We start from the raw sequence: 23,158 nt of genomic DNA on the forward strand, positions 1-23,158 counted from the left end.
AGAGACCCCGCGTTACGATTCGTTCTTAAAGCGTTCTCGCTCGGACCCGATCCGGGTGCGGGGCGCACCCGAGAAGCCGGCCGCCGCGTGGCGCCGGCCCGGGACTGGTGGACCCCTGGAGTCACCCGGCGTATGTTCGAGTCCGACGCCCGACACCCGCTCATCGAGCGCGCGGTCGCACCGGCCGCGAGCGGGTTCGAGGACGAAGAGCCCCCGAGTCAGCCGCGCCGGCACCCGCTCTGGAAGGACGTGCCCGACGCCCAGTGGGACGACTGGCGCTGGCAGACCCAGAACTCCATCCGCTCGGTCCGCCAACTGCGCACCCTTCTGTCGTTCACCCCAGAAGAGCTCGAAGCGCTCGGCGAACTGGAGAGCGAGTACAAGCTCGCCATCCCCCCGTACTTCTTCTCCCTGATCGACCCCGAAGACCCCAACGACCCGATCCGGCTCCAGTCGGTCCCGTCGCCCCTGGAGGCGGAAAGCGCTTCGGGGCACGAACTCGACGACCCGCTCGAAGAAGAGAAGGACTCACCGGTCCCGGGGCTGACGCACCGCTACAGTGACCGCGCGCTGCTGGTCACCACCCCGAACTGCACGATGTACTGCCGGTACTGCACCCGCAAGCGCGCGACGCTCACGCGCGGCGGGTGGGAAGGGGTCAGCGCCGACGACGAGCGCATGATCCAGTACGTGCGCGAGCACCGCGAGATCAAGGACGTGATCGTGAGCGGCGGCGACCCGCTCACGCTGCCGATGGGCAAGCTGCGGTACTACCTCGAAAGCCTGAAGGCGATGAAACACGTCGACGTGATCCGCGTCGGCACCCGCGTCCCCGTCACGCTCCCGCAGCGGCTCTACGACCCGGAACTGATCGACCTCCTCGGCTCGGCCGAGAAGGTGTACGTTCAGACCCACTTCAACCACCCGCGCGAGGTGACCCCCGAGGCGGTGCGGGCGTGCAAGTCGCTGCTCCGCGCCGGGGTGCCGATCAACAACCACACCGTGCTGCTCAAGGGCGTGAACGACGACGTGGGCACGATGCGGTCGCTGTTCCGCGCTCTGTTGCGGGCGAAGGTGCGGCCGTACTACCTGTTCCACTGCGACCCGGTGACCGGCGCCGGGCACTTCCGCACGAGCGTGTGGAAGGGGCTCGAGATCATGGAGGGGCTGCGCGGGCACATGTCCGGGATCGGCATCCCGACCTACGTGGTGGACGGCCCGCAGGGCTCCGGCAAGATCCCGATCCTGCCGAACTACCTCATCTCCATGTCCGACGACGTGGTGGTGCTGCGGAACTACGAGGGGATGATCGTCCGGTATAAGGCCGACGACAAGCCGATGTCCGCGGGCCAGCCGACCACGACGAAGGGCGTGAGCGGGTTGCTCCAGGGTGATAAGGGGTCGTTGATCCCCGAGGGCAACGAGCGCATGGCGCGGCGCAAGCCGCGGGTAGTGCGCGACGGGTGTGGGGGCGGCGAGCGAGACGCGAACAGCGACGGCGCGGCGATGCGGCCGATCATTCCGCTCCCGCTCCTGAACAGCGGGAACGGCAACGGGAACATCGCGTCCAACGGCTGACCGCAGCCGTGCCTCAGCCGAACCCCGGGCGGCGCCCGGGGTTCGTTGGTTCCCGGGTCCGAGTCGTGCAAGGAGGTTCGCATGTCCGCGCCGGCACCGGACCCGAAGGACGACGCGAAACAGGAGCGGTCCAACGCGGTCGTGTGGGCGCTGGCGTCTGCGGCGGTCGCGGTCGGCCTGTTGATGTACGCCGGCCGGATCGAACCCGGGAAGCAAAAAACGTATTACATCCTGGCGGGGCTGGCGGCGGCGGTCGCCGCGGTTAACGGGTACGGCGCCTGGTCGCTCTACAAGAACGCTCATCCGCCCGCTGCCAAGTAGCGGGCTTCCTGCGGAGGCGAACCGGCCGTGCGAATCGGAATCGCGTGTACTTTGAAGCCGGACGGCCCGCTCCCGCCCGGCGCGCCGGACGATCTGCACGAGGAGTTCGACTCCCCCGCGACCGTCAAGGCCATCGCGGACGTGCTCGCGTCTCTCGGTCACACCGTCGCCCTGCTCGGTGACGGCCGCGCACTGATCGAATCTCTACTAAACGCTCCCCCGGATCTGGTGTTCAACTTCGCGGAAGGGGCCGGGGTGAGCCGGTCGCGCGAGGCCCGTGTGCCGGCGGTGTGCGAGATGCTGGGCGTCCCGTATACCGGCTCAGATCCGTTCGCACTGGCGGTCGCGCTCGACAAGGACGCGACCCGGCGGCTCGCCGAATCCTACGGGCTGACGGTTCCCAAAGGCATCACCCTGGCACCGGTCGCGGGCGAGTACGACGGGGATTTCGCGGAGTTCGCCCCGGCCCTCGAAGACGCCGGGCTGACGCTCCCGGTGATCGCGAAGCCGACCTGCGAGGGGTCGAGCAAGGGCATCCGCGGGAAGTGCCTCATCACCTCAGCGGCCGAGTTCGGTCCCGCCGTGGTCGAACTGTGGAGGAACTACCAGCAACCGGTCTTGGTGGAGGAGTACATTGCCGGCGACGAGATCACCATTGGGTTGTACGGGAGCGACCCGCCGCAGCCGATCGGGGTGATGCAGATCGTGCCGAAGCAGTCGCCCGAGAGCTTCGTGTACAGCCTCGAGGTGAAGCGCAACTGGGCCGATGCGGTCGACTACGTTGCCCCCGCGAAGCTGCCGCGCGAGGTGCTGCACGCGATCGAGGCCGACGCGATGGCCCTGTACGCGGGCCTCGGCTGCCGGGACGTGGCGCGGCTCGATTTCCGCGTGCGAGACGGTGTGCCGTACTTCCTGGAGATCAACCCACTTCCCGGGCTGAACCCCGACTCGGGCGACCTGTGCTACCTCGCGTACCGCATGGGGCTGACGTACCCGGAACTCATCGGGCTGATCCTCGACTCCGCGGCCGCGCGCTACGGATTACGGTAACCGCCGGCGCCAGTAGCCCGGTCGTCGGCTCGTGTGCATCACCGCGAGCAGCAGAACCGTGTTCGCATCGAGTTCGAGGTAAACCAGCAGGTACGGGAAACTGGGCAGGCGGTAGAACCTTGTTCCATCGGTGTGCGGTGCAAAACTGGCGGGAGCAGCCCCGATGGACGCGATTCCGGTATCGAATTCGTCCAGGAACCGTGCGACCAGACGCTGGCTGACGCGGGCGTAGCGTCGGCGCGCCAGCCGAGCCTCCTCGATTGCCCGCGGGTGAAGGTCAACGGCCGCCATCGGCGTCGTCCAAGATTTGCTGCCGAGCGGTGGCCCAAGGAACCGCTTTCACTTGGCCGCTGCGCACCTCTTCGATTCGCGCTTGGAGTTCCTGGCCCCATCCACCCTCGTCTTCGGTACCCGCATTGGGTTCGAGGCTGTCGAGTAAGTGCGCGGCCAGTTCGGCGCGGTCCGCGTTGGGCAACTGGAGCAGTGTTTCGAGAATCGCGTTCGCAGCTTGCGTCATGTGTCACCTCAACGGGATACTACATTATTGGTCGTGTTCTGTGCAACTACCGGGGCAATCCGTGATCTCAACGCGCGATTTGTCCGGCCTGCTGCCCGTCGATCTGCTGAAACGCATCATGCAGAGCATGGCGATGCTCGACGCGATTCTTTCGCCGGAGTGGGAGTACCGTTACTACTCGTTCAACGTGAAGTGGGCGCCCGAAGAGCAAATGGGGTCGATGCGGAATGGAAGCGGCGACGACCTGTTCGCGCTTTTTAATGCGCACGGCTGCTTTATCAAAGGATTCGACCACGAGGCACTGATGTCTCCATACGGTCGGCAGCCGAAGGCGGTGTGGCCAGGAGTGTTGGACGCTGTCCCGAAGGCGTTTGAACGCGGGTTGAGTGAGCCGGCGTTTGCGATGGAAGACACCACGTTTTGCATTTGGCGCCAGTACGGCGACGAACAATGGCACCGCGGTGTGATTGAGTTTCCGCCGCCGAAACTCCGTTTCGATGGGGCGCCACTCGATCCCGACGGCTCTGGTGATTTGCTCTCACCCTACGATGGTAATCCAGTAACGTATCTCGCCTGGGCGATCTACCGCTTCGGCGGTTTGACGGGTGAAAACCTCACACTCGAACACGTTCAGCACGTCTATGACCACAAACCATTGACCGCGGAACTGGTGCGGGAGATTAACCCCGAGTTGCCGCTGGGCGACCTCGACGGCGACATCGAAGAAATCGGTTATCCGCGACGCGGTGCCAAGAAGGATTAGAAAACACTCTTGGTGGCTTCGCCGCGCCGGACGGTGACACCAACGCGACCCCTGCCCGCGCACCGCGACGAGCGAACCCATGACCGCGCCTTCCGTACTCGTCCTCTACAACGAACCGGTGCTGCCGCCCGACCACCCGGACGCCAACTCCGAACACGACATCTACGACACCGTCGGCGACGCCTACAAGGTGCTGGTCGCGGCCGGGTTCGTTACAACCAAGCTCGGCATCAACCACGATCCGCAACCGCTACTCGATGCGCTCAAACGCGACCGCCCGGCCGCCGTGTTCAACCTCTTCGAGGGCATCGCGACCCAAACGAGCACCGAGGTTTCGGCGGCGGCGCTGCTCGAGTGGCTCAACGTGCCGTTCACGGGCTGCCCTGCGGCGGCGCTTGCGCTGGGGCGCGACAAGGTCCGCACCAAACACGTCCTCGCGGCCAGCGGGGTTCCCACGCCGGACTACCTCATCGTCGACACGCTGCCGGTTCCGACTTGGTGCCATGGCTGGCCCGCGATCGTGAAGCCCGCTTACCAGGACGCGAGCGTCGGCATCGAGCAGAGCAGTGTGGTTACCTCGCAGGAACAGCTCCAAGCCCAAGTTGCACACACGCTCGCGACCTACGGTCCGCCCGCGATCGTCGAGCGCTACATTAAGGGGCGCGAGCTTCACGTCAACGTAATCGAACCGTTCGGCGCGACCGGCGGCGAACCGGTGGCGCTCGCACCGACCGAGATCGCGTTCCAGAAGGACGAGCCGGGGCGCTGGGCGGTCTACACCTTCGCCGCCAAATGGCACGAGCAGAGCGACGAGTACAAGGCCGCGTCGCTCAAGTTCCCGGTTGATCTGCCCGCGGCCGATTTCGCCCGGCTCGCGCAGATCGTGCAACGCTCGTTCCGTGTGGTCGGGTGCCGTGACTACGCGCGCGTCGATGTGCGCATGGACGCCGGCGGTGCGTTCCACGTCCTCGAAGTGAACCCGAACCCGTACCTGAACAGCATCACCCTCGTGGACGGCTTGAAGGCGCGCGGGAGTTCTTACGAGCGGTTCGTGGTGGAACTGACACTGGCCGCGCTGGCCCGCGGTGGGATTGCCCTGCCCGCGGGCGCGGTTACCGTTCCGGTGGGACTCATTTCCGGCTCGTGATAGTGCTCTGGACGGTGTCAGTCTTGCGGTTTGATCCGCCACTTCAGTAGCGAGAACCGCTTCTTGGTGTCCGCCGTGCTGACCGCGATCCGCATCGCCTTTCGGCTGCCGACCAGGGCCACGAGCTTCCGGCCGCGGGTGATGCCGGTGTACAGCAGGTTCCGCTGGAGCATCACGAAGTGCTGCGTGTGGACCGGGATCACCACCGCCGGGTACTCGCTCCCCTGTGACTTGTGAATGGTGCAGGCGAACGAGAGCTGCAACTCGTCCAGGTCGCTGAACTCGTACTCCACGAACCGCCCGTCGTAGTCCACCACCAGCATCTGTTCGTCGGTGTCGATGGCGTCGATGCGGCCGATGTCGCCGTTGAACACCTCGCGGTCGTAGTTGTTCTGAACCTGCATCACCTTGTCGCCGATCCGGTACGTTTCGCCGTTCCGCTGCACCTCGGCCAGGCCGGGGCGGGCGGGGTTCAGTGCCTGTTGGAGTTCGCGGTTCATGTTCGCCACGCCGAGCGCGGTTTTGACCTGCGGCGACAGCACCTGAATGTCGCGGAACGGGTTCAGGTTGAACCGGGCGGGGATCCGCTCCTTCACCATCTGAACGACGCGCTGGATCACGGTGTCGGCGTCGTTCGCTTCGACGAAATAGAAATCGCCGTCCCCGCCCGCCGGCGCGGACTGCGGTTCCTGTCCGCTGTTGATCGCGTGGGCCGCCCGGACGATCCAGCTACTTTCTGCCTGCCGGTGAACTTCCGTGAGCCGGGCCACCGGCACCACCTTCGAGTCGATGAGGTCCGTCAGAACGGAGCCCGCGCCCACCGACGGGAGCTGATCGACGTCGCCGACCAGCACGACGCACGCATACGGCGGCACCGCTTGCAGAAGCCTGTTCATCAGCACGACATCGACCATCGACGTCTCGTCGACGACGAGCAGGTCCACGTCGAGCGGGTTCTCCGCGTTGCGGGTGAACTGCCGCTGCTGCGGGTTGAACTCGAGCAGGCGGTGGATGGTCTTCGCTTCTCGCCCGGTGGACTCGTTCAACCGCTTCGCCGCGCGCCCGGTGGGGGCCGTCAGCAGCACCCGGAGGGACTTCGCCAGGAACATCTCGATGATGGCCCGGACGATGGTGGTCTTGCCGGTCCCGGGGCCGCCGGTGACCACCATCATCTTGTTGGTGACCGCGGCTTTGATCGCGGCGCGCTGGCTGGTCGCGAACGCGATCCCCATTTTCTGTTCGATCCAGTTGACCGCGGCCTCGACGTTCACCGACGGCAAGGGGTGCGGGCCGGCCGCCAGCGCCCGGATCGACCGCGCGACCCCGACTTCTGCCAGGAACATCGGCTTGAGGAACAGGAGGTCCTCTTCGGAGATGCGGACCTTCGCCGGTTCACCGTCCGGTCCCTCTCCCGGGGACTGGGGTTGAGGTGGCGGGGCGTTGACCTTCCCCCCGGTCGCCTTGCCGACGCTGTCGCGCACGATCTCGTCGGTGATGCGCAACTGTTCGACGGCGTCGATGATCCCGTTTGGTTCGATCCCGGTGAGCTCGGCGGCCTTCTCCCGGAGCAACTCCTCTGGAAAGCCGACGTGCCCGTTCCCCGTTTCCTCCTGGAGCACGTGCCGAACCGCCGCCTGCGCCCGGAACGGCGAGTCGGGCGGGATGCCGAGGCTCACCGCCAGTTGATCGGCGGTCTTGAACCCGAACCCCCAGATGTCCCCGCTCAGTCGGTACGGGTTGGCTTTGATCAGCTCGATCGCCTGGTCGCCGTAGGTCTTATAGATGCGTACCGCCCGCGCGGTGCCGATCCCGTGCGACTGAAGGAACACCAGGATCTTCTGCGATTCCCGCTGCTCCTCCCAGCTCTTGCGGATCTTCTCGACGAGTTTCGGGCCGATGCCCTTCACCTGCGTGAGCATGACGGGGGTGGCGTCGATCACCTCCAGCGTTCGATCGCCGAACACGTCCACGATGCGCCGCGCGTACCCGGGACCGATGCCCTTCACCAGCCCCGACCCGAGGTACTTGACGATGCCCTCCTTGGTGTGCGGCGGGTTCGTCTTGACCTCCGCCGCTTTAAACTGCTTTCCGTAGTTGCGGTCGTTGACCCACACGCCGGTCGCGGTGACGTACTCGCCTGCCACCACCTGCTGGGCGCTGCCGATTACGGTCACGATGTCGCGGTGGCCGCGCGCGAGCACACGCAGCACACAGTACCCGGTGTCCGGGTTGTGGTGTGTGATGCGTTCGATGACGCCGGTCACTTGCTCAGTCATTCCGTACCAGTAATCGGCGGTCGGAATCGGGGAGAAGAGCACGCGTGCCGAGTGCCGGAAGGGCGCAACACCCATACCGGTCTTATGTTCCCCGATCCCGGCCTCCCGATTGCTGCCTCCTGCCCTTGGACTCTCGACTCTTGAAACTACCCGATCCCATCAGAATGTCCAACTGAGTGGTCGCGCCGTACCACTGTTTCCATGCGCACCCTTGCACTCTTGTCGGCCTACGCCGGGGCTCTGGCTCTGGGCACGTACCAGACGTTTTACCCCACGTTCGACACGGGGTTCGCCAACGTTCAGACCGAGCGCGGCGACGGGATGCTGAATCACCTGATCCTGGAGAATTCGTGGCTCGCGCTGTCGGACCCCGACTACCGGGGGACGCTCGCGACAGCCCCGTTCTTTTTCCCGGAACGGTACACCATCGCCTACTCCGAGAACCTGTTCGGCTCGGCCCCCGTTTACTGGGCGCTTCGGCTCGTGACCGGGCACGAACTGGCTTACGCATGGTGGCAGATCGTGTGTACGGCCCTCAACTTCGTGGCGCTCGCGGTGGTGTGCCGCTGGCTGCGGATGCCGCACGCGCTCGCGCTCACCGGCGCGTTCGTGGGGGCGTTCGCGGTCGTCTACGCCGACCAGATCAAGCACGCGCAGATGATCCCGCGGTTCTATTCGCCGTTCGTCGTCTACTACGCGATCGTGCTGGTCACCGAGGCCGAGGGGAAGGCGAAGGCTCTCAACCGGATGCTGGGCGCCCTGTTCTTGCAGTGCCTCGCGTGCGTCTACACCGGGTGGTTCCTCGCGACCGGATTGGCGGTGTTTTTCCCGCTCCTGGTCGCTTTGCGGCCGGGTTCGGCGGGCGAGTTGCGGGCGTTTGCTGTCGCGAACAAGCGGCGGGTGGGCGGCATCTTGCTCCTCTGGGCGGGCGCGATGCTCGCGCTGTTCGTACCGTACATCCTGGTGAACTTCGGGGTCACGCGCACCTACGAGGAGTGCTACAACCTGTTCCCGACCCCGAGTGCTTGGTTCACCGGGCCGAAGGACGCGCGGTGGTCGGAAACGCTCGCACAGGTTCGCGACCCGGCGCCTTACGAGTGTCTGCTGTTCTCCGGGTTCGCGCTCTACGGCCTGATCCTGGCCGCGTGCGTACATCTGCCACTCATCGGCCGCGACCGGCGTGGGCCGCTGTGGCCGGCGGCCGCCGCGGCCCTGGTGACGGCCGCCCTTTGGGTGCTGTTCACGATGCCCGCGTCCCAGACCGGCGAATCGCTGTGGCGGGTCGTGCGGCTCATTCCCGGTGGGAACGCGATCCGGGTGGTTTCGCGGGTGTACGTCACCGTGTACCTGTTCGGCACAATGGGAATGCTCCTGTGGCTGTCGTCCGTGCTGGAGCGGCCCGGCCTCGGGTGGGTACGAATCGCGCTCGTCCCAGTGCTGGCCCTTCTGGTATGGGAGCAGACCGGGTACCACCAGGAGAGCTTCTCGCGCAAAGACTTCTACCCGTTCGTCGACCAGCACGCCGAAACCCTGCGGGGCGGGGACGCGGGCTACGTTGTGCCCCGGTTCGTGGACGGCGAAGGGTTGGTGAGCACCGGCGCCTACGGTGAGGTGTTCTCGATGTGGGTCGGGATGCGAGCTAACGTGCCGGTGGTGAACGGGTACAGCGGGCGGTGGCCGAACGACTTCCCACAACCGGAGGGCGGAGCCCTATCCGACAACGAACTGCAGGTGTGGCTCGCGGGCCGCTACAAGGGGAGGGTGCGGCGGGTCGATTCCGAGTTCCCGGGTGTTTCGTCCGAAGTTGTCATCGAGTGAGTGCACCACCGCTTACCAAAACTTCCACCACGGGCGCTTCGGCCCGTCGGGTTGCGCACGCGGTTCTGGTGCGTGCGCCCGGATCATGCCCATGAACACACCCTCGGGTGGCCGGGCCTGATCGAGGTCGCCCGGGAACCGGTCGACCCCGGTCGCCACCGCGACGCACCGGCCCATCTGAGCGTGCGTTCGCGCTTCGGCTAGCGACTGGCTGTAGAACACGTCTTCACCGCACGATCGACAGTGCCGCACGTTCGGATCGTCGGTGCCCTGAAGCTGTTCCCATTTCTTCGGGCATCTGAACTCGAACACCTTGTCGCAGTTTTCGATCGGCGGGCGGTCGAAAATCGCGACCCAGTCCGGGTCGAGGGTCGGGCGGAGCGTTTCGAGCCGGGTGGCGATCCGGTGCCGCTCGACTTGGCTCGTGCCCCGAGCCACGAACCGCACTTCGAGCCGGAGGAACTCGGACCGATCGCGCTCCTCGTACTCGTCCAGCCAGTCGGCGTAGGCGAGCCACGCGGTCAGCTCGGCCGGTTCCGCAAGGATCGCGCGGAGGAACTGCTTGTCTTCGTCCGACAGAGGGGGACGTGGCATGTCGGCACCGGGAACGAGGTGAGGGCCGGTTCCATGATAACAGAGTTGCGACGGCCCGAAACGCAAGCGACCGTAACCCACGTGGGTTACGGTCGCTTGTTTCACGTGTGCCGTGCGGAACGACCCACTTCCGTTGCCGGTCTCACAACAACTCGGCGACAGAAAACACTCCGAACGGTTCCGGATCAGTCCCGGCCGCCGGACTTGGCGTTCTCGTCCAGCTTCTTTTTCTGCTCCTCGGTCTCCTCGTACCGGAACTCTTTCTTCAGAAGGGCCACGACCGACTGTCGCGCATCGCGGGCCGCCTCGAACCGGAACTCGTTGATCACGGCGTGCTTCGGAGCGGTCGGCGGGTACACGTCCTTCGCGAAGCTGTCCGCGCTCTGGAGCGCCAGCGGGTCGGTCGACGGCCGCACCAGCACCGCCACGTAGAACGTGTCCTTCGGCGCGTCCGGCAGCACCAGCGCGTTCTTGAACGGCTTGTCACGGTTGTCGATCAGGGCGGACACAAACTCGCGGGTCGGGTACGGGATGTTCTCCGACTCGTTCAGCCCGAACGGTTGGAGCCGCCCGGCCAGGTTCATCCCCTGCGAGAACATCTGTTGGAGCACTTCCGGGCTGAGGCTCGCCAGGTCGATCGGGGTCAGCGGGCTGACGTTGTCGATCTCGAACGCCTTCGCGCGGAAGTACGCTTTGTTCCCCGCCGGAATTTCGCTTTGCAGCTTGTTCGCTTGTTCCGCCACGGCCTGGTGCAGGGTAACCGAGCTGCTCGCCGGGTCCTTACGGATCGCCTCGGCGACGGCCTCGGCCCGCTGCTGGGCCAGTTCGCGCGCCTTAATCCGCTTCCAGGTCGCCCGCACCTGATCCTTCATCGTGAGGTAGTTCGTCTTCTTCGCCTGAACGTCCTCGGTGACCCAGTAGACGTACCGCGCGCGGCCCTCGCTGCCGAAGGAGCTGCGGTCGTCGGGCGGGTACAGGGTGGCGACGAAGGTGCCGGTGCTCGGTCGGCGGCCCTGGTTCGGCTGTGCCGTCCAGAAGAAGCTCCGACCGAACGGCAGGTACCGGCTCCCGCCGTGCGCGCCGAACGCGCGGCCCAGGCTCGACTGCTGGGCCTGCACCAGCGGACGCATCCCGGGGTCCTCTTCGAGCGTCCACTCGTCGCGCGGCGCGGCGGTCGAGCCGAACTGCTCGCCCGGCTTCGTCAGCCCGCGGTCGGCCATGAACTTCTTGATGTAGTCGTTGACGGCCGTCTTATCCTTGGCGCGGCCCTTGTCGGACAGCTTTTCGAGCTGCTCCTTGAACCGCTCGATGTCGCCCTTCTCGCCCGAGCCGCTCGGGTCGAACCGGTTCGACTGCGACCCGAAGGCCAGCGTTTTCGCGCGCTCGCTGGTGGCGGTTTTCATCAGTTCCGGGCGGACCGTCTCGATGGACAGCGGTTGCGGCGCGGTCGCCTGGTACACCGCCGCGCCGCCGAGGGCCGTCGGGAACAGCCCCGGGCTCGGCACGGCGCCGAGCACCAGAGGCAGGCCCGTCTTAACGCGGTCGCGGATCTCGTAGGCGATGGCCGCGCTGACCGCGACCGACGCTCCGGCGGCGGGGTGCCCGAACGGCACCGTTTGCCCGCTGAAGCCGCCGAGCGCGGCCGCAAGCGTTCCGGGCCGCACCGTACTGGTCGGGAGCAGGTCGCGGGTGAACAGCGTTGAGCGGTCGTACGCGCCGCCCCCGAACATCTGATGCACCTTGTCGGCGAACTCGGTCTTGTACCGCGTGTACGCGGCGTCCACCGCGGGCTCTTTGAGCGCCAGCGGCGCGACCGCGGCCTCCGCCCACGCGGCGCCCACGCCGGGCACCGGTACGGCCGTCAGACCCGACACCTTCGCCATCACCTCGCCGACCCTGAGCTGGTCCGCGGCGAGCTTCTGGTAGTACGGCTCGTCCCCGGTGAGCGCGAGCCAACTGACCGACAGCTTCCGCGGTTCCTTGAACCCGAACCCTTCCTTCGCCGGGTTCGGTTCGTCGTTGGCGTATTTGTCGTACAGCGCCTTCAGTTCGCTCTCCGACGGCTCGCCCGGAACCTTCTCGACGAACGCCTCCGCCGGCACCGGCACGATCTCGTACTTCGCCGGGCTGCACTGCCGGCGGTAGTACTCGAACATCTCATACGGGGCGGGGTACACCGCCGCGTCCGGTCCGATCCGGCCGGCCGGGCCGAACACCGCGGTCTGCGCGGCGCGTACCTTGAACTCGACCGCCAGCGCGTCCATGCAGGCGTCCAGGTTGAACCCGTCGATCTGCTTCTGGAGCGCCTTACGGACCTCGACGTCGGACTTGAAGAAGCTGTAGAATTCACGCGCGATGAGCGTGTGAACGTCGGCCCGGGTGAAGCGGATGCCGAGCTGGTCGGCCTTCTTCTCCCACAGCATGAACTCGATCGTTTCGCGCGTCGTCCGGTTCGGGGCGTTGAGGAAGAACAGCCCGTCGGCACCGACGAACCGCCGCTGGATCAGGTCGAGCTGCGCCATGTACGCGCGGGCGGCGTCCTTGTCCTCGCTCTTCGCGGCGGGGTTCTCGGACACCGCGCGGATCGTCATCCGGGCGCGGGGGATGGTCTGTTGCGGGTTGCCGAACTGCTGGCTCATGAGCGAAAATTCGGCCATCTGGACCGCCGACGCCATCTGCTGGCCGTCGTCGCCCAGCTTGCCGCGCTGCTGATCGGTGTACCGGCGGAGGCTTTCAAGAGTCTCGCTGGCGGCGAGGTTCATGAACGAGTTCGCCATGACCCGCCCGCGGCGCACGCGCGAGACGTCACTCTCCTTGATCGTGCTGCCGTCGAGCCGGCAGACGACCTCGCCCTTCCGTCCGCCGCCGAGCCAGCGCGACAGCCGGTCGAACGCGTCGTTCGAGCCGAACGACAGCGTGAACATGATCATGATGAAGACGGTCAGAACCGCGAACAACGCCTTCTGGTTCCGGCGGAAAATGTTGAACGGGTTGTAAGCCATTACAATTCCTCGGGATGCGCCGACGCCTTCGTTGCGCAGGAGGGCCGCGGGGGTTGACAGCCTTCGTAGCACTGTACTAAGGGTGGTGGGCGCGTTCGGCCCTTGCCAGCTTCGACCGGTTATCCGATTGTACGGAATGTGCTCCTCGGAACAATTGGAAACGGACCCGCGGCCCGCCCCTCTAATAAGGTAGGCGTGGTAGACCGGGCGAGCCGGAGCCGTCTTTCGCCCGAAGAAGACCTGCGGGCCACGAAATCCGCCCCGCGCGTTTCGCGGCGCCGGCTGCCCCAACTAAAAGAACAGCACGGGCGACTCGAACTCGCATTAGCCCTGTTGACGGAGTGACACCAGAGTGCCGACATCGAAAAAACCAGCGGCGACCGACGCGGCACCGAAGAAGCCCCGCGCCGCCAAAAAGGCTCCTGCAAAGGCCTCTACGAAGGCCACGGCCCCCGAGAGCGATGCGCCCGTCGCGTCGCCGGCCGGCCCCAAGGGCGGGTTCGACCTCGTTGTGGTCGAGTCGCCGGCGAAGGCCAAGACCATTAACAAGTACCTCGGCCCGAATTTCCGGGTGCTGGCCAGTTATGGTCACGTCCGCGACCTCGACACCAAGAAAAAGAAGGGCGAGGACATCGCGGGCATCGACATCGCGAACGGGTGGAAGCTGCGCTACACCGTCGACGACGGCAGCAAGTCGGAGGGCGGGCGCAAGCGGTTCCGGACCGCGAAAGAGATCCTCGGCGAGATCGGCCGCGAGGCGAGCCGGGCCAACAAGGTCTACCTCGCGAGCGACCCCGACCGCGAGGGCGAGTCGATCGCGTGGCACATCGCGGACGAACTGAAGCTGCCGGACGCGACCACCTACCGCATCCGCTTCAACGAGATCACGAAGAACGCCGTGAACGCGGCGCTCGCCGGTGCGGAGAAGATCAACGACCTGCGCGTGTCGGCCCAGGAGGCGCGCCGGGCGATGGACCGCGTCGTGGGGTTCCCGCTCTCGAACCTGCTCGGCAAGAAGGTCGCGAGCCGTCTGAGCGCGGGCCGCGTGCAGTCGGTCGCGGTCAAGCTGATCGTAGACCGCGAGCGCGAGATCGAGGCGTTCAAGACCGAGGAATACTGGAAGATCACCGCGCTGCTGGCGGCGCCCGGGGTGAAGGCGGCGTGGACCCCGGACCCCGCGAAGTCGAAGATCTTTGCCAAAAAGAAGACCGAGGCCGCGAAGCCGGTCGCGTGGCACAAGCCCACGGAAGAGGACACGCAAGGCGACCCGGACGAACCGGTCGTGGACAGCGAAACGGCGGACACGCCTGAAGGCGCCGAGGCCGCCGCCGCGGCGCCCGCGAGTGACGCGGGCGGCATCCCGACGCCGCCGAAGGACACGTTCCTGGCGAACCTCGCGAAGTGGGACAACGCCGAGCCCAAACTCGCGAGCGAGGCCGACGCCGACGCGGTGGTCGCCGCGCTCGCGGGCGTGCCGTTCGTGGTGTCGAAGGCGGAAAAGAAGACGCGGCAGGACCGCCCGCTCCCGCCGTTCACCACCAGCACGCTCCAGCAGCAGGCGAACGCGCGGATGCGGTTCAGCGCCAGCCGCACGATGCAGACGGCGCAGAAGCTGTACGAGGGTGTCGAACTGACCGGAATGGGGCAGGTCGCGCTGATTACGTACATGCGTACCGACAGCACCCGCGTGTCGAACGACGCGCTCACCGCGGTGCGGGCCTACATCCAGGGCACCACGTTCCTCGGCCCCCGGTACCTGCCGGCGCAGCCGAACGCGTACAAGTCGGGCAAGAGCGCGCAGGAGGGGCACGAGGCGGTCCGCCCGACGGACGTGAAGATCACCCCCAAGGACGCCGAGAAGGCCGGGCTCGGGGGCGACCAGTTGCGGCTCTACACCCTGATCTGGCAGCGGTTCGTGGCGAGCCAGTGTACCCCCGCCGAGATGGACGTGACGACCTACGAGATCACGGCCGGGCGCGGGCTGTTCCGCGCCAGCGGCCGGGTGATCACGTTCGACGGCTACCGCAAGGTGCTGCCGCCGGTGGGCCGGCAGGAGGAGCCCGAACTGCCGCCGGTGAAAGAGAAGGACGTGCTGAACCGCCTCGACCTGTTCGAGAGCCAGCACTTCACGCAGCCGCCGCCGCGGTTCAACGAAGGCTCGCTGGTGAAGGCGCTTGAAAAAGAGGGCATCGGCCGCCCGAGCACCTACGCGAGCATCATCAGCACGATCCAGAAGCGCGGGTACGTCACGCAGGACCGCGGGCGGTTCTTCGCGACCGAGATCGGGAAGGTGGTGACGGACCTGCTCGTGAAGCACTTCCCGAACATCATGGACACGCAGTTCACGAGCAAGTTCGAGACGGAGCTGGACGAGATCGAGACCGGCAAGTTCCGGTACCGCGAGGTGCTGGACGAGTTCTGGGACTCGTTCTCGAAAACCCTCAAGAGCGCCGACGCCGAGATGCCGGTGGCGCGCGAGCTGACCGGCGAGAAGTGCCCGAAGTGCGGGCGCGACATGCAGAAGCGGTACAGCACCACGACCGGCGGCTTCTTCGAGGGCTGCACCGGCTACAGCGCCGACCCGCCGTGCAAGTACATCAAGCCGCGCCCGGGCGAGGCCGAGCGCGAGGGGCCGACGGTCACCGACATCCCGTGCCCGGCGTGCGGCAAGCACATGGTCCGGAAGGTCGGCCGGTTCGGCGTGTTCTACACGTGCGAGGGGGCACCCGATTGCCCCACGACGATGAACGAGAACGCCGAGGGCGTTCGCACCGTCACCGCGCTGCCGACCAAGCACAAGTGCCCGAAGTGCGAGAAGCACAACCTGCTCCTGAAGGAGAGCAAGGCGGGCAAGAAGTATGTGCAGTGCCCCGACGCGAAGTGCAAGTTCATCAGCGACGCCGACGCCGACGGCGCGCCGGTGAAGCCGGCCGACACGGGTGTCGCGTGCGAGAAGTGCGGCAGCCCGATGGTGATCAAGGTGGCGTGGCGCGGGCCGTTCCTGTCGTGCAGCGGGTACCCGAAGTGCCGCAACGCGAAGTCGATCAACGCCGAGCTGCGCGAGAAGCTCAAGGACATCCTCCCGCCGCCACAGGAGAAGGTTGAGAAGAAGGAGGACCCGGCGCTGTCGGTGGAAGTGACCGAGACGTGCCCGGAGTGCGGCGCGCCGCTGAAGCTGCGGAAGTCGCGGTTCGGGCCCGGCTACTACCTGGGCTGCTCGAAGGGGCCGAAGTGTAAGGGCAAGGGGAAGATCAGCCCCGAGCTTCAGGCCAAGATCGACGCCGCCGTTGCCGCTCCGGCGGCGCAGTGAACCTGTCGGCGGAGTTCACCGCCCTTGTTGCCCGGGGAACGTTCGGCAACAAGGGCGCCTGTCCGGGGCTCGCGAGTATGGGCAAACCGTTCGACGCGACCCTGAACACCCTCATTGATGCCCACCTCGGCGATTGGGCCGCGTTTCTGGGCGCTCGCGCCGGTGTGCCGCCCGGACCGGCTGCGCCTCTCGACACCGATCTGTCAGCGACGCTGCAAGCGGACCGCCTGTTCCGCATCGACGGCGTGTCGCCCGCGGCGTTGCACCTGGAACTGGAATCCAGCGGCCGGCTCGGCATTCCGGGCGAATTGTTGCGGTACAACGTTGCGGCCTGGGCCGTGAACGGTTTGCCCGTCCACTCGGTGCTCGTGCTGCTGCGCCCGAAGGCCACCGCCACTGATCTCACCGGCACGCTGGAGTTGGCCGGCGCGGACGGGGCACCGTACCTGACGTTCCGGTACACGGTGATTCGAGTGTGGCTCGAAACCGTGGACGCGCTGTTGGCTGCGGGGCCGGGTGTGGCTCCGCTGGCGCTGCTCACCAACGAGGCGGATGCGGACCTGCCGGCGGCGTTCGTTCGCTTCCGGCAGGCGTTGCGATCGGCCGCCGTTCCCGATAGTGTGGAACGTGGGTTGCTGGGCTCCACGTTCGTGCTGTGCGGCTTGCGCTATGACCCGGCTCGCGTCGAGACCCTGTATCGGGAGCTGAGTATGACCCTCGAAGACTCGACGACGTACCAACTCATTCTCAACCGGGGGGTGGCTCAAGGTGAGGCCCGGGGGGCCGTTGCGGAAGCCCAACGGCTGCTGCTACTGCTGGGGCAGGAGCGGTTCGGTATGGCTCCGTCGGCAATTGAGGCTGCACTGCGGGCTGTAACAGATCGTAGTCGATTGGAACGGCTCGCGCGACGTGTTCTTACCGCAACCGACTGGAACGACCTGCTCACCACGAACTGAACTGAAGGGCGCGTGAATTGAGGTCCTCGACATCTCACCGAGTTGCTCGACGCGCTCGCCCTGTCGAGCGAGCGTGACGGCCCGTTCGGCTGAGCTTTCCGTCATCACGTCGTGTAGAGCGACGGCATCCGGGGCCACACGTACAGGCTCACCATCATGCACGCGGCGGTGACCGCGGCCAGCCCGCCGATCAGCATCGCGAACACGGCCAGGGCGTTACCGGCGTACTTGCCGCCGGCGCGTTCGACCGCGCTCATTGCCGACCCGCCGAGCAGCGCGGCGCCCAACCCGAGAACGAACGGCAGCACGAACGCCACGATCTGGAGCGTGTAGTTCGCGACCTTCGACCTCTGGGTTTCGCGGACCAGCGCCCCGTCGAGGCTGTCACCAAAGACCGCATTCTCGCCCTCGGCCAGCTTGCGCGCGGGGAGCGATTCGGGGCGCGGGGCGCCGCTCGACGCGCCCCGTGCCTCGAGCAGCGGGCTGCCGGCGAGCTGCTTTTCCGCGTACATCGAGCCGTACAGCCCGAGCACGCCGGCGACCGTGGCGACCACGATCCCGGCCCAGGCCGTCGGGTGAACCGGTGCGCCGCGCGTCGAGCCCGTGACCATTGTTCCGCCCCTTACTGGATTCGCCCCCACGCGTCGGGTATGGTGGGCGCGTTCCCGCCCGGCACCTTCTCCCGAAGCCGCAATGAGCACCGCTCCCGACCTCTCCCCGTGGCGCTGGTGGGTGTGCGCCCTGTTGATGCTCGCGACCGTCATCAACTATATGGACCGCATGGCCCTGAACCAGATGGCCGTAGAGATCAAGGCCGCGCTCGACCTGACCGACCTGCAATACAGTTGGCTCGAAAGCGTGTTTTCCCTCGCGTTCGCGTGCGGGGCGCTCGTCACCGGGTACGTCGTGGACCGCGCCCGCGTGTGGTGGGTGTACCCGCTGATGGTGGTGGGCTGGTCGCTGGCCGGCATTCTGACCGGGTTCGCCGGCTCGTTCTGGGCGCTGCTCACCTGTCGGTTCTTGCTCGGGCTGTTCGAAGCGGGGAACTGGCCCTGCGGCATCCGCACCACGCGCGCGGTGCTGCCGCCCGCCGAGCGGTCGCTCGGCAACGCCCTGTTCCAGAGCGGCACCGCGCTGGGGGCGGTGGTCACCCCGCTGATGGTTCTCGCGATCCTCCAGCGGGCCGAGTCGCTTGAGATCACGGACACGTGGCGGGTGCCGTTCCGGGTCATCGGCGCGCTCGGGCTGGTGTGGGTCGCGCTGTGGTTCATCACCATTCCCGAAAGGATGTTGGCCGGGAGCGACGGAACCGGACCCGCGAACCGGAACGACGCCCGGTTCGCGGAGGTGTTCCGTGACCGCCGGTTCTGGGCGCTGGTCGCGGTGGTGGTGGCGGTGAACGTCACCTGGCACGGGTACCGCACCTGGCTGCCGCTGTACCTGCGCGAGCAGCGCGGGTACTCGCGCGAGCAGATGAGCGCGTTCACGACGGTGTACTACCTCGTGGCCGACGTCGGCTCGTGGACGGTCGGACTGCTGACGCTGCTCCTGTGCAAGCGCGGGGTGCGGGTTCACACGAGCCGGCTGCTGGCGTTCGGGGGCTGTTCGCTGCTGGCGACCTGCACCGCTGCGGTTCCGTTCCTGCCAGACGGGTGGGTGCTCGAAGCGGGGCTGCTGGTGGTCGCGTTCGGGGCGCTCGGGCTGTTCCCGACGTACTTCGCGCTGAGCCAGGAACTGTCCGCGAAGCACCAGGGGAAGGTGACCGGCACGCTCGGGGCGTGCGCGCACCTGTCGTTGGCGGCTGTGTACCCCGTCGAGGGGCTCATTTGCGTTGCGACCGGATCGAAAGAATGGGTGCTGGGCGGGGTCGGGTTATTTCCGCTGTTAGCTCTGATGGTGATGCTGGTGTTGTGGCCGCCCGGACCCGAGTCGGCCGCGGAGTAGTTGGGTGTGCGGTATGGCGTAAGCCGGTTCGCTGCGCGGACCGGCCCCGGCACGTGGCATCGGGGCCGGTCCGGTTTCGGTTGCCCGTTCAGTCGCGGAAGATGCGGATCTGCTGCTTGACCACTTCTTGCTTTTTCTTCGTTTGATCGAGGGGCGGGATCGGCAGCACCAACTCGCTGCCGACCAGCACCAGGATGTCCTCACGGAAACCCTTCAGGTAGGCGGCGTCGGGCATGCGGTTGTCGCCGGCGACGAGTACCATCCCGCCGGCCGCGAGCCGCTTCAGCGTTTCGTTGCGCGAAACCAGCTTGCCGTTCAAGTCGTACGCCTCGAACTTCACTTCAGCCAGCGGCTTACTCACCACTTTTGCATCACTTGTGGAGTTACCGGGGTAGTAGATGCCGTCGCCGGCCCATTGGGCGATGCCGCGGCGGTTCACCCGCCCCTCGAACTGGATGTTGTCGTAATACGTCTGGCCCGTCGCCTGGGTCGTCACCTGAGCGATCACTCCACCTTTGTTCTGTGCCGAGAGCATCGCGAGTTGCGGCGGCGGGGTGTTCGGGTACGGCTCGCTGCCCCACTGGATCTGTGCGTGCTTCAGTCCGTCCGCGACCATCACCACCGTATCGGGGTGGGCCGACTGGAGCCACGCCTTACTGATCGGTTGCCCGTCGGCGGATGCCAGCACGGTCGCGCCGGCCTTTACACGGGCCGTGGCCTCGTTCGCGGTCAGTTGGCGGCCGTCGGCGGTGGTGAACTTGCCGTCGAAGTCGGCGAGCACCTTGTTCAGGTATTGGGTGGTGATGGTGTCGTACTCGATCTGCTTCTGGACCTGCTTGTTGCCTTCCACAATGAACTGCGTGGCCGTTACCGTTTGCTTGACGTACAGGAGGGCGGTCACGCGAACCGAGCCGCTGCCGTCGGCCTTGAGTGCGAGGACGCGTGGGGCCGGGCCGGTGACGTTCGGGACGGTGTCGCGGGGAAGGGGGGCGGCCGGTGCGACGAGGGCGGCCGAAAGGACCAGCGAGGGATACATGCGACGCGGCTCCTGGGTGCAGAATCGGCAACACCAGCAGGATAACCCGTCGAAAAGGAGCGGTAAAGCCACTGGTTAGTGGTGTTACAGTTTTGGGACAAGTCGGTTGTGCCCAAAAGCGACCGTGTAACGGCAAAGAGGACCGCCGCGAGCCATCAGTGGTTCGCAGCGGTCCTCTTTGCCGTTACACGGTCGCTTTTACTTTCCGGGGGCTGGCGGCAACGGTCCCGGGAGTACTTGTGCCGGCACGGCCGGGGCGATCTGAACAGGGGCGACCTGGATCTGGATGCCGGGCTGGGCCGGTAACACCTGAATCCCGCCCTGGATCGCGGGCAGCGGGCGGGCGACCGGACGACCGGTGGCAGGACCGCTCAGTTCCGGCGACACCAGCACCAGCACATCGTCCTTGAACATCTTCAGGAACGTCGGGCTGACCGGCTTGCCGTCGGTCGAAACCACGACGATCGCTCCGGTGCTCAGGGTCTTCAGCGCGTCTTCGGTCGCGATCTTCTTGCCGTCGGCGGTGGTGACGGTCAGGTCCTTCACTTCGCTCAGTTCGATCACTTTCGTGCGGGAGATCTCACGAGCGACGACTGCCGGGGCGATGCCGTTCGGGTTGGCCGCGACCGGAGCGTTCGGCAATTTCTCGGTTCGGGTCACGGTGACCATGATCTTGCCGTCGGCGCCCGGCTTCAGTTCGAGGATGCGGGGGGCCGGGCCGACCGGGACCGCGGGACCCGGAGGGGGCACGGGGGCAGCGAGGGTCATCGACAGAACGAACGAGGTCAGCATCAGTTTTCGCGCTCCGATAAGAGGGATGGCAGTTCCCACGGGGCTCATCTTCCGACGGAATACCCGATGCCGGAGATTCTCGGAATCCTGATTTGGGGGGCGAAACGGTTGTTGACCGGGTGATGAGCGTAATTGGCGCTGCGGTCGTGTTCGTGGTGGCCTCACGTGTGGGTGCGGAACCGCTCGCCGTCGCCGTCGGGGCCGCCCTGCCACGGGTCGCCGCGCATGTGGTAGCCGCCGCGCTCTCCGCTCTCCCAGAACCCCGGCCGATCTTCTTCCATGAACTCGATCCCGCGGACCCACTTCGCGCTCTTCCACGCGTACAACTTCGGCACCACGAGCCGCAGCGGGTGGCCGTGGTCGGGGGAGAGGAGCTGCCCGTTGTGGTGCGTCGCGAACAAGCAGTCGTCCCCGAAGAAATAGTCGATCGGCAGGTTGGTGGTGAACCCGTACTCGCAGTGAACCATGACGAACTTCGCCCGTGGCGAGACGGTAACGTGGTTCAGCAACTCGCGCGTGCCGACCCCTTCCCAGAGGTTGTCGAGTTTGCTCCACCGGGTGACGCAGTGCATGTCGGCGAACACCCGCACCCGCGGGAGCGCCGAGAACTCGGCCCAGGTGAATTGCTTGACCGTGCTAACCAGGGGGATCGGAAAAACGGTAAACGTCCACCGGGCGGGGTCGAACGGCGGAACGCTGCCGGCGTGGAGGACGGGCCACTTGTGGGTCTGCACCTGGCGGGGCGGGAGCCGGTTGGGGCGCTGCGTGTCCGAGCTGATGATGGGGTCGTCCATGTCGGTGCTCCCGTCAGTACCGCAGACCGTTCTTACGGGTGTGAATCGTGGGCTTTGCGTCGTGGAGTACGCCGCCCGCGGTCACTTCACCGATGACGAGTGTATGATCGCCGACCGCGACCCGGTTCGCCACCCGGCACACCAGGTACGCGTGAGCGGCCAGCAGCACCGGCGGGGCGGGGCCGTCGCGCCGCACGTCGAGCCCCGTGAACGCCGCTTCGCCGGGCTCGAACCCTTTGCCGAAGTGCGCGACCAGCGCCTTGCCGCCCTCCGGGATCACGTTGACGACGAACGTCGCCCCGGCGCCCAGCCATTCCAGGGCATACCGCTGGTTATTGAGTGCGACCGAGACTTGTGGCGGGTGGAAACTGCACTGCTGCACCCAGGACGCGAGCATCCCCGTCTCGCGGTCGCCACTTTTGGCGGTGAGAACGAACAGCCCGCTGGGGACGCGGCCCAGCGCGGCGGCGAGGGATTCGGAAGGGTCGCTCGGCGCGGTGTTCATGTGCGTATGATACCGCGGGAGAGCTGAGGTGCCATGTGCCGGCGCGGTCAGAGGGCCGCGCTCGCGAGCGCCCGTAAGCGGTCCAGGGCTTCACGGAACAAGGATCTTGCCTGTTCCGGCGGCAGGCCCATTCGTCGGCCGACGTCCTCGACCCTCTCGTCGCCGCCGAGCGTCCGTTGCAGCAGTTCCAAGTGGTCGTTCCGAATGCCCGCGTAGGCCGCCCGGAGTGCGATCAGTTCGCTGTCACTCACCTCGGCCGCAGGCGCAGTAGGCGCGTCCCAACCGGCATCGTGCAGGATGCGGTTTACGTGTTCCAGTGCTTCACGGGTCGCGGCTGTCACGGTTACACCTTCTCGATGAGTCGTCGCACCAGTTGAGCGGCCAACACTTTCGCCTCATTTGTTTCGGCGAGTCGCATCAACTGGGGGAGAATTTGCAGCCGCATGTTGTCTTCCCGAAGCTGGATCAACCGGTAGACGGGAAAGGCGATCGTTACCTGAACCAAGCCGCCCGATGCTAACAGCGCCCATATCTGTGAGACGGCACCATAAACGAGCAAACTCAGGCCGGTTGTGAATAGTGCGAGCAGAACCCCGACAACGATCCACTCCTGGCGCCGGTTCTTGGCAATCGCCGCTTCGATGCACGCCGTGACCTCTCGGACGACCTCGGCGTCGTTTTTCCTGCTCACGTCGGGCACCTGGAAGTTTCGCGCGCCGTCGCTCTATTTCACCAGCTCGCGAAGAGCCGGTCAA

General features: G+C 66.4%; 21 protein-coding genes. 9 read left to right on the forward strand and 12 right to left on the reverse strand.

From position 1 onward, the window contains the following. Positions 1-132 precede the first annotated feature (132 nt). From GobsT_RS09685 to GobsT_RS09695, 3 genes are all read left to right on the forward strand, one after another. Positions 133-1,578, forward strand: a complete 1,446-nt coding sequence (locus tag GobsT_RS09685; RefSeq protein WP_010036402.1) for a KamA family radical SAM protein — start codon at positions 133-135, stop codon at positions 1,576-1,578. Positions 1,579-1,659: 81 nt separating this feature from the next. Then, the gene (locus tag GobsT_RS09690) at positions 1,660-1,899 is read left to right on the forward strand and encodes a hypothetical protein (RefSeq protein ID WP_010036399.1); all 240 of its coding nucleotides are present in this window, start codon (positions 1,660-1,662) and stop codon (positions 1,897-1,899) included. A 27-nt stretch (positions 1,900-1,926) separates the two neighbouring features. After that, positions 1,927-2,949 carry a D-alanine--D-alanine ligase family protein gene (locus GobsT_RS09695; protein ID WP_029600730.1) on the forward strand — a complete coding sequence of 341 codons (1,023 nt, stop codon included), beginning with the start codon at positions 1,927-1,929 and terminating at the stop codon, positions 2,947-2,949. On the opposite strand, the gene GobsT_RS09700 is transcribed toward GobsT_RS09695, so the two are convergent. Both GobsT_RS09700 and GobsT_RS09705 read right to left on the reverse strand, forming a co-directional pair. Further along, positions 2,941-3,240 (reverse strand): type II toxin-antitoxin system RelE/ParE family toxin, encoded by a 300-nt coding sequence (locus GobsT_RS09700; RefSeq protein ID WP_010036395.1) that lies wholly within the window; start codon positions 3,238-3,240, stop codon positions 2,941-2,943. The genes GobsT_RS09695 and GobsT_RS09700 overlap by 9 nt on opposite strands. After that, on the reverse strand, positions 3,227-3,466 hold the full coding sequence (locus GobsT_RS09705; protein WP_010036391.1) for an addiction module protein: 240 nt from the start codon (positions 3,464-3,466) through the stop codon (positions 3,227-3,229). Before GobsT_RS09705 ends, GobsT_RS09700 begins: the two co-directional genes overlap by 14 nt. 61 nt (positions 3,467-3,527) lie before the next feature. Between GobsT_RS09705 and GobsT_RS09710 the strand changes: the two genes are divergently transcribed. Both GobsT_RS09710 and GobsT_RS09715 read left to right on the forward strand, forming a co-directional pair. Next, complete coding sequence (locus GobsT_RS09710) at positions 3,528-4,229, forward strand: hypothetical protein (RefSeq protein ID WP_010036390.1); 702 nt, start codon at positions 3,528-3,530, stop codon at positions 4,227-4,229. Between the two features lie 79 nt (positions 4,230-4,308). Beyond that, positions 4,309-5,376: a D-alanine--D-alanine ligase family protein gene (locus GobsT_RS09715; protein ID WP_010036389.1), complete on the forward strand. Its 1,068-nt coding sequence runs from the start codon at positions 4,309-4,311 to the stop codon at positions 5,374-5,376. Between the two features lie 17 nt (positions 5,377-5,393). Here the strand turns inward: GobsT_RS09715 and recD2 are convergent, their stop codons facing one another. Then, positions 5,394-7,727, reverse strand: coding sequence for an SF1B family DNA helicase RecD2 (gene recD2 / locus GobsT_RS09720; protein WP_010036387.1), 2,334 nt, complete (start codon positions 7,725-7,727; stop codon positions 5,394-5,396). Positions 7,728-7,853: 126 nt separating this feature from the next. On the opposite strand from recD2, the gene GobsT_RS09725 reads away from it, so the two are divergent. Beyond that, the gene (locus GobsT_RS09725) at positions 7,854-9,470 is read left to right on the forward strand and encodes a hypothetical protein (RefSeq protein ID WP_010036385.1); all 1,617 of its coding nucleotides are present in this window, start codon (positions 7,854-7,856) and stop codon (positions 9,468-9,470) included. A gap of 12 nt (positions 9,471-9,482) precedes the next feature. Here the strand turns inward: GobsT_RS09725 and GobsT_RS09730 are convergent, their stop codons facing one another. Then, positions 9,483-10,064 (reverse strand): TIGR02996 domain-containing protein, encoded by a 582-nt coding sequence (locus GobsT_RS09730; RefSeq protein WP_010036383.1) that lies wholly within the window; start codon positions 10,062-10,064, stop codon positions 9,483-9,485. Between the two features lie 185 nt (positions 10,065-10,249). Continuing rightward, the gene (locus GobsT_RS09735) at positions 10,250-13,066 is read right to left on the reverse strand and encodes a hypothetical protein (RefSeq protein ID WP_010036382.1); all 2,817 of its coding nucleotides are present in this window, start codon (positions 13,064-13,066) and stop codon (positions 10,250-10,252) included. 352 nt (positions 13,067-13,418) lie between these two features. Here GobsT_RS09735 and topA point away from each other — a divergent pair, with 352 nt between their 5' ends. Both topA and GobsT_RS09745 read left to right on the forward strand, forming a co-directional pair. After that, a complete protein-coding gene (topA, locus tag GobsT_RS09740; RefSeq protein WP_010036379.1) occupies positions 13,419-16,376 on the forward strand; it encodes a type I DNA topoisomerase in 2,958 nt (985 codons plus the stop codon). Then, positions 16,373-17,332, forward strand: coding sequence for an RpnC/YadD family protein (locus tag GobsT_RS09745; protein WP_010036376.1), 960 nt, complete (start codon positions 16,373-16,375; stop codon positions 17,330-17,332). The genes topA and GobsT_RS09745 overlap by 4 nt, the downstream gene beginning before the upstream one ends. Before the next feature lie 104 nt (positions 17,333-17,436). On the opposite strand, the gene GobsT_RS09750 is transcribed toward GobsT_RS09745, so the two are convergent. Further along, positions 17,437-17,943, reverse strand: a complete 507-nt coding sequence (locus GobsT_RS09750) for a hypothetical protein (RefSeq protein ID WP_010036374.1) — start codon at positions 17,941-17,943, stop codon at positions 17,437-17,439. Between the two features lie 82 nt (positions 17,944-18,025). On the opposite strand from GobsT_RS09750, the gene GobsT_RS09755 reads away from it, so the two are divergent. Further along, positions 18,026-19,276 (forward strand): MFS transporter, encoded by a 1,251-nt coding sequence (locus GobsT_RS09755; protein ID WP_010036372.1) that lies wholly within the window; start codon positions 18,026-18,028, stop codon positions 19,274-19,276. 88 nt (positions 19,277-19,364) lie between these two features. On the opposite strand, the gene GobsT_RS09760 is transcribed toward GobsT_RS09755, so the two are convergent. The 6 genes from GobsT_RS09760 to GobsT_RS09785 form a co-directional block, all read right to left on the reverse strand. Beyond that, a complete protein-coding gene (locus GobsT_RS09760) occupies positions 19,365-20,312 on the reverse strand; it encodes a hypothetical protein (protein WP_010036371.1) in 948 nt (315 codons plus the stop codon). Between the two features lie 198 nt (positions 20,313-20,510). After that, positions 20,511-21,104: a hypothetical protein gene (locus tag GobsT_RS09765; protein ID WP_010052068.1), complete on the reverse strand. Its 594-nt coding sequence runs from the start codon at positions 21,102-21,104 to the stop codon at positions 20,511-20,513. A 161-nt stretch (positions 21,105-21,265) separates the two neighbouring features. Further along, positions 21,266-21,898, reverse strand: a complete 633-nt coding sequence (locus GobsT_RS09770; protein WP_010052066.1) for a sulfite oxidase-like oxidoreductase — start codon at positions 21,896-21,898, stop codon at positions 21,266-21,268. Between the two features lie 13 nt (positions 21,899-21,911). Beyond that, entirely contained in the window at positions 21,912-22,403 is a 492-nt protein-coding gene (locus tag GobsT_RS09775; RefSeq protein ID WP_010052064.1) for a flavin reductase family protein, read from the reverse strand. Between the two features lie 47 nt (positions 22,404-22,450). Further along, positions 22,451-22,744, reverse strand: a complete 294-nt coding sequence (locus GobsT_RS09780; RefSeq protein ID WP_010052063.1) for a hypothetical protein — start codon at positions 22,742-22,744, stop codon at positions 22,451-22,453. A 2-nt stretch (positions 22,745-22,746) separates the two neighbouring features. Further along, positions 22,747-23,103, reverse strand: coding sequence for a hypothetical protein (locus tag GobsT_RS09785; protein WP_010052062.1), 357 nt, complete (start codon positions 23,101-23,103; stop codon positions 22,747-22,749). Between the last annotated feature and the right edge of the window lie 55 nt (positions 23,104-23,158).

Origin of the sequence: Gemmata obscuriglobus (genome assembly GCF_008065095.1) — a bacterium.
In the GTDB taxonomy this organism is placed as follows: Bacteria; Planctomycetota; Planctomycetia; order Gemmatales; family Gemmataceae; genus Gemmata; species Gemmata obscuriglobus.